At 58.5% G+C, this 11,187-nt stretch carries 9 protein-coding genes; 7 read left to right on the forward strand and 2 right to left on the reverse strand.

All coding sequences use genetic code 11. The features are described 5' to 3' along the window. Positions 1-131: 131 nt before the first annotated feature. From Q0K17_RS08265 to Q0K17_RS08295, 7 genes are all read left to right on the forward strand, one after another. Positions 132-1,571 (forward strand): flippase, encoded by a 1,440-nt coding sequence (locus Q0K17_RS08265; RefSeq protein WP_294542092.1) that lies wholly within the window; start codon positions 132-134, stop codon positions 1,569-1,571. Between the two features lie 39 nt (positions 1,572-1,610). Then, entirely contained in the window at positions 1,611-2,576 is a 966-nt protein-coding gene (locus tag Q0K17_RS08270; protein ID WP_294542095.1) for a hypothetical protein, read from the forward strand. Between the two features lie 61 nt (positions 2,577-2,637). Next, entirely contained in the window at positions 2,638-3,639 is a 1,002-nt protein-coding gene (locus Q0K17_RS08275; protein WP_294542098.1) for a glycosyltransferase family A protein, read from the forward strand. After that, positions 3,636-4,631, forward strand: coding sequence for a glycosyltransferase family 8 protein (locus Q0K17_RS08280; protein ID WP_294542100.1), 996 nt, complete (start codon positions 3,636-3,638; stop codon positions 4,629-4,631). Before Q0K17_RS08275 ends, Q0K17_RS08280 begins: the two co-directional genes overlap by 4 nt. Before the next feature lie 21 nt (positions 4,632-4,652). Then, positions 4,653-6,494, forward strand: coding sequence for a thiamine pyrophosphate-binding protein (locus tag Q0K17_RS08285; RefSeq protein ID WP_294542102.1), 1,842 nt, complete (start codon positions 4,653-4,655; stop codon positions 6,492-6,494). Between the two features lie 13 nt (positions 6,495-6,507). Further along, positions 6,508-7,440 carry an NAD(P)-dependent oxidoreductase gene (locus Q0K17_RS08290; protein WP_294542105.1) on the forward strand — a complete coding sequence of 311 codons (933 nt, stop codon included), beginning with the start codon at positions 6,508-6,510 and terminating at the stop codon, positions 7,438-7,440. Further along, positions 7,433-8,395, forward strand: coding sequence for a glycosyltransferase family 2 protein (locus Q0K17_RS08295; RefSeq protein WP_294542107.1), 963 nt, complete (start codon positions 7,433-7,435; stop codon positions 8,393-8,395). Before Q0K17_RS08290 ends, Q0K17_RS08295 begins: the two co-directional genes overlap by 8 nt. Positions 8,396-8,450: 55 nt before the next feature. Here the strand turns inward: Q0K17_RS08295 and Q0K17_RS08300 are convergent, their stop codons facing one another. Both Q0K17_RS08300 and Q0K17_RS08305 read right to left on the reverse strand, forming a co-directional pair. Next, a complete protein-coding gene (locus Q0K17_RS08300; protein ID WP_294542109.1) occupies positions 8,451-10,391 on the reverse strand; it encodes a fructose-specific PTS transporter subunit EIIC in 1,941 nt (646 codons plus the stop codon). A gap of 94 nt (positions 10,392-10,485) precedes the next feature. Beyond that, positions 10,486-11,187 (reverse strand): TOBE domain-containing protein (locus tag Q0K17_RS08305; RefSeq protein WP_294542111.1); only part of this gene is annotated, 702 nt, incomplete at its 5' end.

Raw genomic sequence — 11,187 nt, forward strand, 5'->3', positions numbered from 1 at the left:
CGATTTCATCATGAACAACACCTTCTGGGTGGGCGTGTACCCCGGCATGACCGACGCCATGATCGACTATATGGCCCGGGTCATTCGGGAAGCAGCGCAGTGAAACATCGGTACAACATAGCGCAATAAATATGAAAAAGAATTCTTTGTCACAAAATTTTATTTTCTATCTGGTGTATCAGATCCTGCTGTATATTGTCCCGCTGGTCACCACCCCCTACCTGTCCCGGGTCCTGGGGGCGGAAGGCATCGGCCGGTATTCCTTTGCCCAGTCCATCGTGTCCTACTTTGTGCTGGCGGCCACGCTGGGTACCACCTTGTACGGTCAGCGGAAGATCGCCTCCCTCAAGACCGACCCGGCGGCCCAGACCCAGGCGTTCTGGCAGATTTTCCTGCTGCGCGTTGTCACAACGGCGGTGGCTCTGGCGGTGTATGGCGTGGTGGTGCTGCCCGCCTGCGGCGCCCCGGTGCTGTACCTGGTGTCCGCCATTGAGCTGCTGGGGGTGGCTTTTGATATCTCCTGGTTCTTCCAGGGGGAAGAGAGTTTTGCCACCATCACCAAGTGCAACGGAATCTGCAAGATTCTCAGCGTGGCGCTGATCTTCCTGCTGGTGCGCACGGCGGCGGACCTGAACATGTATGTAGTGATCTACTGCGGCATGACGGTGGCCGGCAACCTGGCCCAATGGACATTTGTGCCCCGGTACCTGCAGCGCGGCGCCGTGGTGCGGCCCCTTGCTTTTGGGCAGCATCTGAAACCGGCACTGGGCCTGTTTGTGGCCCAGGTGGCCATTCAGGTCTATACGGTTTTGGATAAAACCATGATTGGTGTGATAACCAGATCTGATGCACAGAACGGCTATTATGAACAGGCCCAGAAACTTATTCGGGTGCTGACCACATTGACTACGTCAATTGGGACGGTTATGGCGTCGCGGGTAGCTATCCTATGGCGGGAAGAAAAATATGACGAAATCGAAAAAATGCTGCAGACTTCCTTCCGCGTGATATTCTGTCTGGCATGCCCGGTGGTGGTTGGCGTCCTTTTGGTGGCAGAACGCTTTGTACCGATTTTTTACGGGAACGGGTTTGAGGAGGTTGTTCCGCTGCTGTATATTCTTGTTTTTTTGATACCTATCATTGGTATCAGCAACGTAATAGGAATGCAGTATCTGGTTCCTACCGGAAAAGAAACATACCTGACACGGTCTGTCATGATTGGCTCCATAGTTAATGTGGGATTTAATGCGTTTTTGATTCCGCGTTTTGGTGCTTTAGGAGCTGCCATTGCTTCTGTGATAGCGGAGACGTGCGTTCCCTGTATACAAGCATATACGGTACATGAGGTATTGAACTTTAAGCCGATTGGGCGCTTGTTCGTGCGTTACTGTCTATGTTCTGCCCCTGTGGCTGTTTTGGGTGAAGCTATAAATGGTATTGCTCCGCAAGGAATATGGGGACTTGTGATAGTCGTAATTCCCTGTATTGCTGTCTATCTATTGGAACTTGCGTTCTTGAAGGATCCTGCCCTTAAATTCGTGTTTTCGGTTTTTGCAAAGAACAAAAGCTGAAAACAGAAGAGCTATTTATTCCTAAATGGAGGAAGACGCATGATTTACATTTTCGCACCTTGTAACGCGGCTTCTGGTGGTCCGGAACTTTTACAACAGCTTTGTATGAAAATTCGAAACCTGGGCGGAGCGGCGTCCATGGTTTATTACTATTCCTATTTTATAGTAAAACCAAACCAACAGGTTTCAGACCGCTATGCTTCTTACGAAAATCCAATTTCGGATAAAATACTGGATTCGCCGGAAAATACTATTGTTGTACCGGAAGTTGGAACCCATCTGCTGCGCAGATATCACAAAGTTAAAAAGGTGATTTGGTGGCTCAGCGTAGACAATTATTATAAAAAGAAAAAAGAATGGAGTTACCGAATTAACACGGGGTTCGGACTTTTTGCTCCGATTTTGACAGACTGTCATGTAATGCATCTTTATCAAAGTTATTATGCCCGGGAACATTTAAGGAAGTTGAGCATACAGCCGGAATGCCAAATGGAACTTTCCGATTACTTGAATCATGCCTTTATTGAAAACGCGTACAAAGAACAAAGTCAGATCAAACAAAATCGTGTGTTATATAATCCCAAAAAAGGATTTGAGTATACACAACAGCTTATGATTGCGATGGTGGACCTGGAATGGCAGCCGCTTCAGGGGATGACCCCTGATCAGATGAGCCATGTAATGCAGACAAGCAAACTGTATATTGATTTTGGTGAACATCCAGGAAAAGACCGGATTCCCAGAGAAGCGGCAATCAGTGGTTGCTGTATACTTACAGGTAAAAGAGGGGCGGCAAAAAACGAATTTGATATTCCCGTGCCTTCCCAATACAAGATCGACCAAGGCGTTATGCCGTTGGCGGATGTGGAAAAGAAAATTCGTTTTATTTTGAACAATTATGAATCATGCCGACAGGATTTTGATACATATCGCAACAAGATACGGCATGAAGAGGAAAAATTTGAACATGATACACAGCGATTTCTTGATTGGGCAACAACGTAAGAAAAAGAGATTTTTTAACGGAGGTCGCACCGGTTAGTAGAAAGGGATATTAACTGCAAAGATGAAAGAGACACCCTTTATCACCATCGGCATTGCCAGTTATAACTATGCCCGGTTCCTGCCCCGCGCCTTTGAGGCCATCAAACGGCAGAGCTTCCGGGATTTTGAGGTATTGTACTGTGATGACGGTTCCACCGATGATTCGGTAGCCGTCATCCGCTCCTTCATGGAAAATCACCCGGATATGACCATCCGCCTGGTGGAAGGGAAAAACGGCGGGGTGATGGCCAACAAGAACCGCATCCTGCAAAATGCCCGGGGCGAGTATGTGATGCTCTGTGACGCAGATGACTGGATGGACGACAACTGTCTGGAACTGCTGGCGGAAAAAGCAAAACAGACCGGTGCAGACCGGATCATTGCCGGATTCCGCAATGTGACCGACAAGGGCAACGGGGTTCTTGAGACCGGCCAGGTGGAGGAGGTGCCGCCGCATCCTTCCAAATGGAATCAGTTCCAGCACCATGGCTGCCTGTACCGGCGGGCGGTGTATGTGGAACAGGATATATGGTTCCGCCCGGACTGCTATCCCGATGACTTTGATTTTATCGAGCGATTCAACGCCCACTGCGGGCAGGCGGCGTTTGTCCATCAGGTCGTATACAACTTTTACCACAATGGGCAGTCCACCTCCTCCGTGAAGGACAGAACGTCCCGGTGGTACTATCTGAACCTTTTCAGAGAAATCACGGCCCTGACCGCGCAGCTTTTGCCGCAGCTGGGGCAGGAGGATGCCTGGCAGCTGCAGGCGGTGGTCATGCGTATCTATCTGGCGGATGTGTTTTCCACCCGCAACGGTGGGGAGCTGCGGGAACTGACCGCCCTGCTGAACCGTGCCATGCCGGATTGCCTGAACAATCCGCTTCTCTACAGCCGTGCTCGTTCGCCTTATCGCACCAATACGTTCTATAAATCTCTGGTGCTGGTGATTCTCATGCGCCTGCACTGTCTGGCACCAGCGGCCGCTCTTTACCGTGTATTGCAAAGAGGAGGAAAAACGTGAGCAGGACTGAACAATACGAACTGAATGTTTTATATGCCTGCGATGAAAATTATGCTCCCCACACAGGGGTGTCCATCACCTCTTTGCTGGAAAACAACCGACAGGCGGATTCTGTGACCATCTATCTGGCACCGATGGAATTTTCTGCTGAAACGGTGCAGAAAATGACAGATCTGGTCCACCATTACCAGCGAAACATCGTTTTTCTCGATACAGAGAAAGCGGTGGAACGGATTCATGCTTATAACTGTGCCGGATGGAATGGATCCATGGCAACCTGGCTGCGCTTTTTTGTTCTGGAACAGATACCGGAACATGTTCACCGCCTCCTTTGGATCGATTCGGATACGGCGGTTTGCGGCAGTCTGGCTGAGCTGATGCAGATGGACATGAAAGACTGTCCGGTGGGAGCTGTTTGCGATTCGCTTTGTTTCCATGACCGAAAGCGCCTGGGTATGGGAGAAGACGATTCTTACTACAATGCAGGGGTTCTTCTGTTTGATCTGGATGTCTGGCGGCCCGGTAATTTGCAGCAGCAGATGATGGCGCATCTGGCCCGCAATGTAAGCCGCTATGCGCTGAATGACCAGGACCTTCTCAATGACTTTTTCCGGGGGAGGATCCTTCGTCTGCCGGTCTGCTACAATCTGCAGGGAATCCATCTGGCATATACGGTCAAGCAGTATTTTTCTGTGTTCCGGTGGCAGCCGGCCTCCTTCTATACCCCGCAGGAACTGCAAACGGGGATAGAACACCCGGCTATCGTTCATTTCCTGCGCTTTTTGGGAAATTATCCCTGGGAAAAAGGGGACAATCTGCATCCGGCAAAACCGCTTTATGAGGAATGGAAAAAGCGCTCACCCTGGAAAGATCTGCCTGCGGCGGAGCCGAAAAAAGGATTTTTGTTCACGGCAGAAAAGATGTTGTACCGGATTTTGCCTCGCGGAGTGTTTCTGCGCATTTTTGCCTGGGTCTGGTCGCGAAATTATTAAAGAAAAGGGGAGCAGTTCATTATGCGTCAGCGTCTGGCCGATTATGTGGCCGATTTCTTGTGCGCCCACGGTGTCACCGATGTGTTTTCGGTGGTGGGCGGCGGTGCCATGCACCTGAATGATGCTTTCGGGCACCATCCCGGTCTGCATGTGACCTACAACCACCATGAACAGGCCTGCGCCATGGCGGCGGAGGCCTACGCTCGGCTGGACAACCGCATCGCGGCGGTGTGCGTCACCACCGGCCCGGGGGGCACCAACGCCCTGACCGGCGTGCTGGGGGGCTGGCTGGACTCCATCCCCATGTTCGTGGTCTCCGGGCAGGTACGGTACGACACCACCGCCCGCTATGCCATGCAGTTCACCGACGGCCTGCCCCTGCGGGCGGTGGGGGACCAGGAATACGACATCGTGAAGTCGGTCACCCCCATGACCAAATACGCCGTCATGGTGGAGGACCCCACCCGCATCCGCTATATCCTGGAGAAGGCCTGGCACCTGGCCACCACCGGACGCCCCGGCCCGGTGTGGGTGGACATCCCGGTGAACTACCAGGGCGGCTACATCGAGACCGATACCCTGGAAGGCTACGACCCCGCCGAAGACGACGCCAGGCTGCCCCCGCCGGTGGAGGACGCCACCATTCAGCAGGTGCTGGACCTGATCGCCGGCGCCCAGCGCCCGGTGTTCCACGCCGGATACGGCATCCGGCTGTCCGGGGCGTACGATGCCTTCCGCTCGGTGGCTGAAAAGCTGAACATCCCCATCGTCACCTACTGGAACGCGGTGGACCTCATCGAGGACGACAACCCCCTGTACTGCGGCCGTGCCGGCAACATGGGCGACCGCCCCGGCAACTGGGCCATCCAGAATGCCGACCTGATCCTGGCCGTGGGCACCCGCATCTCCATCCGGCAGGTGGGCTATAACTGGAAAACCTGGGCCCGGGCGGCCAAGGTCATCATGGTGGACATCGACCCGGCGGAACTGAAAAAGCATACCCTCCATGTGGAGATGCCGGTCTGGGCGGACGCGGCGGATTTCCTGGGAAAACTGGACGCCGCCGCCGCGCCCCTGGCCCCGGTGTGCCGTCAGGAATCCTGGCTGGAGACCTGCCGCCGCTGGAAGCGGGACTACCCGGCCGTGCTGCCCCGTCAGTGGGAGGAGAACGGCCAGACCGCCAACGTCTACGCCTTTGTGCGGTATCTCAGCAGCCGCCTGCCGGAGAACAGCCTGACCGCCGTGTCCAACGGCGCCTGCTGCGTGGTGGGCAACCAGGCCTATGTCATCCAGAAAGGCAGCCGCATGGCCAACAACAGCGCCGTGGCCAGCATGGGCTACGGTCTGCCCGCCGCCATCGGCACCTGCATCGGCGGGGGCCGCCGGACCACCATCTGCCTGGAAGGGGACGGCTCCATCATGATGAACCTGCAGGAACTGCAGACCATCCTGACCAACCGTCTGCCTGTCAAGATCTTCCTCATCAACAACCAGGGGTATCATTCCATCCGGCTGACCCAGAACAACCTGTTCAAGGAACATTGCAAGGTGGGCATCGGGCCGGAATCCGGGGACCTGTCCTTCCCCGAATACAAAAAGCTGGCCGAAGCTTTCGGCTACCCCTACCTGTGCGCCCACTCCAACACCGAAATGAAGGAGGCGGTGGACCAGGCCCTGGCCGTGGACGGCGCGGTCTTCTGCGAGATCTTCACCGATACCAAGCAGGTCTGGGAACCCAAGAGCAGCACCAAGCGCCTGCCTGACGGCACCCTGGTCAGCCCGCCGCTGGAGGACCTGGCCCCCTTCCTGCCCCGGGAGGAACTGGAGCGGAACATGTTCATCCCCCTGATGCCGGAAGAATAAGGAGGCGCCTGCCATGGAACGTACCCTGAAAACCGCCGTGGTCACCGGCCCCACCGGCGCCATCGGCACGGCGCTGTGCCAATGCCTTTTGGACCACGGCCTGACCGTGTACGCGGTCTGCCGCCCGGGCAGCCCCCGGGCCGCGTCCCTGCCGGAAAGCGGGAACCTGCACAAGGTGGACTGTGACGCCGCCGACTACGCCTCCCTGCCCCGCAAGGTGGGGCAGGCCGATGCCTTCTTCCACTTTGCCTGGGCCCATACCATCGGCCCCGGCCGCAATGATATGCCCGCCCAGATCGACAATATCCGGTATACCATCGACGCGGTGCGGGCGGCCGCCGCCCTGGGCTGCCGGGTCTTTGTGGGGGCGGGCAGTCAGGCGGAGTATGGCCGGGTGGAAGGCATGCTGGAACCCCATACCCCCGCCAACCCGGAAAACGGCTACGGCATGGCAAAGCTGTGTGCCGGCCTCATGAGCCGGACGGAAGCCGCCGCCCTGGGGGTGGACCATGTGTGGGCCCGGGTCCTCTCGGTGTACGGGCCCCACGACGGCCCCGCCACCATGATCTCCGGGACCATCCGGGCTCTGCTGGCCGGACAATGCCCGCCCCTGACCCAGGGGGAACAGAAGTGGGATTACCTCTACTCCGCCGACGCCGCCGAGGCCTTTTACCGTATGGCCCGCAGCGGCCAAAACGGGGCGGTCTATCCCCTGGGCAGCGGACAGGCCCGCCCGCTGCGGGAATACATCCTGGCCCTGCGGGATGCCATCGATCCCGCCCTGCCCCTGGGATTCGGGCAGGTGGCCTACGGGCCGAACCAGGTCATGTACCTGCAGGCGGACATTGCCCCCCTGACGCAGGACACCGGCTTTGTGCCCCGGACCGGATTTACAGAAGGAATCCGCAAAACCATTGAATGGGTGAGGAAGGATAACCATGGCTAAAAAAGTGATCTCGGTGATGATCCCGACCTACAACGAGGAGGAAAACGCCCGCCCCATCTATGAGGCGGTGCGGGACGAGCTGCAGAAAAGCCTGCCCCAGTATGATTATGAGATCCTCTTCATCGACAACAAGAGCCAGGACAGGACCCGGACCATTATCCGGGAGATCTGCGCCCAGGACAAGCATGTAAAGGCCATCTTCAACTGCAAGAATTTCGGCCAGTTCAACAGCCCCTACTACGGCATGATCCATACCAGCGGCGACTGTACCATCACCATCTGTGCCGACTTCCAGGACCCGGTGGAGATGATCCCCAAGTTCGTGGCCGAATGGGAAAAGGGCTACAAGATCGTCATCGGCAAAAAGACCAAGAGCCAGGAGAACGGCCTGGTCTATTTCCTGCGGGGCTGTTACTACAAGACCATCCGCAAGATGTCCAGCGTGGAGATGATCGAGCAGTTCACCGGCTTCGGTCTGTACGACAAGAGCTTCATCCGTACGCTGCGGGACCTGCATGATCCCACCCCCTTCATCCGGGGCATCGTGGCCGAACTGGGCCCCGAGCGCAAGGAGATCGAATACGAACAGCCCCGCCGCCGTGCCGGCAAGACCCACAACAACTGGTACAGCCTGTTCGACGCCGCCATGCTCAGCTTTACCAGCTACACCAAAGTGGGCATGCGGGTGGCCGAATTCTTCGGCTTCGGGGTGGCGTTCATCAGCTTCTGCTTCGGCCTGTTTTTCCTGATCGCCAAGCTGGTTTCCTGGCAGAGCTTCGCCGCCGGGTATGCCCCCACCATGATCGCCGTCTTTTTCATGGGCGGCGTCCAGCTGGCTTTCATGGGATTTCTGGGTGAGTACATCATGGCCATGAACACCCGCATCATGAACCGGCCTCTGGTGGTGGAGGAAGAGCGCCTGAATTTTGAAGAACCGACGGACGGCAACGGCTGATCCGCCTGAAAAAAACCACCCCTGCGGGATGCTCCCGCAGGGGTGGTTTTTTCGTTTATTCGTTTTCCGTCACAGGATGCTTCAGCAGAGCCAGCAGGCCGGCGGTCAGGGCAGAACCCAGGACCAGGGCGCCCAGCAGCAGCCAGGGCTTCTCTGCCAGGGGCAGCAGGTACAGCCCGCCGTGGGGGGCCGGTACACCGCACCCGAAGAGCATGGACAACGCCCCGGCCAGGGCCGACCCTGCCATGCAGCTGGGGATCACCCGCAGCGGGTCCCGCAGGGCGAAGGGCAGGGCACCCTCGGTGACAAAGGAGGCGCCCAGCAGATAGTTCATCAGGGAGGAATGCCGTTCCGCCTTGTTGAACCGGCTGGGGAACAGGGTGCAGGCCAGTGCCACGCCCAGGGGCGGGACCATGCCGCCCAGCATGACCGAAGCCATGAAGCGTTCCTGGCCGGCGCCCAGGGTGACGGTGCCGAACAGGTAGGCCGCCTTGTTCACAGGCCCGCCGAAATCCACCGCCATCATGCCGCCCAGCACAGCTCCCAAAACGATGCTGCTGCCGCCCCGCATGGATTCCAGGCACTGGTACAGCCAGTCGTTGAAGTGGCCCAGGGGCGGATTGATGGCGGTGACCATGAACAGGGCCATGATGGTCAGACCCAGTACAGGGTAGAGCAGGGTGGTCTTGAGGGGGTCCAGTCCGGCCGGGAACCGGCTGAACAGCTTGCGCAGACCCCGGATGACCCAGCCGGATACGAACCCGGCCAGAAGGGCGCCCCAGAACCCGGAGGAGATCCACTCACTTTCCGGGCCGATGGTCATGCCCAGGTAGGCCAGATAGCCGCCCATCATACCGGGCAGCAGGGCGGCCGGACCGGCCATGGCGCTGCCCACAAAGCCCGCCATGATGGGATACATCATGCGGAAGGTGAGCTGCCCCACCTGGGTGACCAGCCAGGACAGGGAGGTGCCGCTGCCGAAGGTCAGGTCCCCCACATTGGCCCGGTCCAGGAAATACCCCAGCGCGATCAGGATGCCGCCGCCGGTGACGAAGGGGATCATGTGATTGATGCCGTTCATCAGGTGCTGGTACACATGGCGGCCCCGGGTGCGCAGTCCGTCCCGGGCCTCCGACAGCGGCGGGAAAAAGCTGTCCTCCTCCCGGCCGCCGGGATTCATCACCGGAACACCGCCGGAAACCGCCCGCCGCAGCAGGGCCTCCGGCTGGCGCAGGGCTTCGGCCACCGGCACAATGAGCACCGGCTTGCCGGCAAACCGGTTCAGGTCCACCGTGCGGTCAGCCGCCACCACAATGCAGCTGGCGGCGTCGATCTCCGCCGGCGTCAGCACATTCTGGGGTCCGTCGGCGCCGTTGGTCTCCACCTTGAGGGAGATGCCCATGGCAGCCGCCTGACGTTCCAGGGCTTCCGCCGCCATGAAGGTGTGGGCCACCCCCATGGGGCAGGCCGTCACCGCCAGCACCGAGCAGGGCCCCTGGGCCGGCTGCGGCTCGTGGGGCGGCGGGTCCCCCGCCGCGGCGGGGGTCTCCCGGGCGGCAATGACCTGCAAAAAGGCTTCGGGGGTGGGGGCCTCCATCAGTTGGGTGCAGAAATCCGGTTCCAGCAAAAGCCGGGCCAGATCGGCCAGCACCGCCACATGCAGGTTGGCGTCGGTGTCCGGCACCGCGATCTGGAAGATCAGCCGCACCGGGGCGCCGTCCAGGGCGCCGTAGTCCAGGTCCTCGCACAGGGTCATGGCGGCCAGGGCGGGCTTCTCCACGCCGGCACTTTTGGCGTGGGGGATGGCCACCCCGCCCCCCACGCCGGTGGAGCCCTGGGCTTCCCGGTCCAGGACTTCCCGCTCGTAGAGGGCCGCGTCACGCAGGCAGCCTCCGGCGTTGAGCAACCCGGTGAGGGTGTGGATGGCAGCGGCTTTGTCGGCCGCTTTGGCCCCCAGCACAATGCGCTGCGGGCTCAGCAGTTCGGTGATGCGCATGATGATGTTTCCTGTTCCAAATGATTTTACGAAAACGGCGGCCCAGCCGCATAGGCGGGGCCGCCGTTCAAAATGGTTCTGTTGTGATACCGGATCAGTTCAGGATGGTCAGTTCGGTATCGGGATCGAACAGGTGGATCTTGTTGGCATCCATGGCCATGACGACCTTGCTGCCGCGGCGAGCCTTGGAGGTCGGGGCAACGCGAGCCATCAGGTTCTGGCCCTGATAGGTCAGGTACAGGTAGATCTCAGCGCCCATCAGTTCGGAAACTTCCACTTCGGCGTTGATCTTGGTATCGGGATGCTTGGCCAGGAATTCCTCGTCGTCCTTCATGTCTTCGGGACGGATGCCGACCTTCAGGGTCTTGCCGACGTAAGCGTCCAGCTTGCCGTCCGCGGTCTTGGCCTTGGGCAGAGGAATGTCGGTGCCGGCCAGGTCGATGATGTACTGGTCGCCGCTCTTCTTCAGGGTGCCGTCCAGGAAGTTCATCTGCGGGCTGCCGATGAAGCCGGCAACGAAGACGTTGCAGGGATAATCGTACAGGTTCTGCGGGGTATCGACCTGCTGGATGACGCCGTCCTTCATAACGACGATGCGGTCGCCCATGGTCATGGCCTCGGTCTGGTCATGGGTAACATAGATGAAGGTGGTGGCCAGCTTCTTGTGCAGCTTGATGATCTCGGTACGCATGGAGGTACGCAGCTTGGCGTCCAGGTTGGACAGAGGTTCGTCCAGCAGGAAGACCGCCGGGTTACGGACCATGGCGCGGCCCAGGGCAACACGCTGACGCTGACC

Source organism: uncultured Gemmiger sp. (genome assembly GCA_944388105.1).
GTDB lineage: Bacteria > Bacillota > Clostridia > Oscillospirales > Ruminococcaceae > Gemmiger.

Bases quoted from the DNA above. Each gene is read 5' to 3' on its own strand.
- Q0K17_RS08295 (WP_294542107.1), top strand. From the start codon at position 7,433: ATGGCTAAAAAAGTGATCTCGGTGATGATCCCGACCTACAACGAGGAG.
- Q0K17_RS08285 (WP_294542102.1), top strand. From the start codon at position 4,653: ATGCGTCAGCGTCTGGCCGATTATGTGGCCGATTTCTTGTGCGCCCAC.
- Q0K17_RS08270 (WP_294542095.1), top strand. From the start codon at position 1,611: ATGATTTACATTTTCGCACCTTGTAACGCGGCTTCTGGTGGTCCGGAA.
- Q0K17_RS08265 (WP_294542092.1), top strand. From the start codon at position 132: ATGAAAAAGAATTCTTTGTCACAAAATTTTATTTTCTATCTGGTGTAT.
- Q0K17_RS08275 (WP_294542098.1), top strand. From the start codon at position 2,638: ATGAAAGAGACACCCTTTATCACCATCGGCATTGCCAGTTATAACTAT.
- Q0K17_RS08300 (WP_294542109.1), bottom strand. From the start codon at position 10,391: ATGCGCATCACCGAACTGCTGAGCCCGCAGCGCATTGTGCTGGGGGCC.
- Q0K17_RS08290 (WP_294542105.1), top strand. From the start codon at position 6,508: ATGGAACGTACCCTGAAAACCGCCGTGGTCACCGGCCCCACCGGCGCC.